The sequence below is a fragment of the Mesorhizobium sp. M7A.F.Ca.US.005.03.2.1 genome (assembly GCF_003997795.1).
Taxonomy (GTDB): domain Bacteria; phylum Pseudomonadota; class Alphaproteobacteria; order Rhizobiales; family Rhizobiaceae; genus Mesorhizobium; species Mesorhizobium ciceri.
Genome location: NZ_RZRP01001487.1, coordinates 1 through 687, shown reverse-complemented (window position 1 = coordinate 687; position 687 = coordinate 1). Strand labels below are relative to the sequence as shown.

The 687-nt window shown below is 64.9% G+C and carries 1 pseudogene; it reads left to right on the top strand.

Going from position 1 to position 687, the window contains the following annotated elements:
* Positions 1-69 precede the first annotated feature (69 nt).
* Positions 70-687 (top strand): annotated as a pseudogene (locus tag EN991_RS38660) (GguC protein); the annotation flags it as partial.

Here is a 687-nt window from a genome sequence, read left to right as displayed (position 1 = left end):
GTCCCGGCCGCGCTGAGCAAGGTTTGCCGTTTTGGCAGCCCTGCCAAGGCAAATGAGAGAGGATTCATCATGCTGATCTCCCAGATCCTTGACGACGCCGAGACCATCCGCGTCGTCGCCCGCAATGGCGGCAAGACCCGGATCATCAATGGCGCCCGCAGCGTCTATTCGCTGGCGATGGAGGCCGCCCGCACCGGCGTCGGCCTCGTCGCGCTGATCGAACGCAAGGGGCTTGGCGAGACGGTCGATCTCGAGGCCGCTTACAAGAAGGGGCGGCTGCTGTCGCCGATCAATCACCCCGATCCGGCGCATCTGCACCTGACCGGCACCGGGCTGACGCATCTCGGCTCCGCCGCGACGCGCGATTCCATGCACAAGAAGCTGAGCGCCGACGGCGAGGAGCAGCTCACCGATTCCATGAAGATGTTCCGCATGGGGCTGGAGGGCGGCAAGCCGGCGAAAGGCCAGATCGGCGTGCAGCCGGAATGGTTCTACAAAGGCAACGGCACGATGGCGGTGGCACCAGGCGCCGCACTCCTGTCACCGGCCTTTGCCAAGGACGCCGGCGAAGAGCCCGAAGTCGCCGGCATCTATGTCATCGGCGACGACGGCGCACCTTTCCGCGTCGGCTTCACGCTGTCGAACGAGTTTTCCGACCACGTCACCGAGCGCGTGAACTATCTGTTC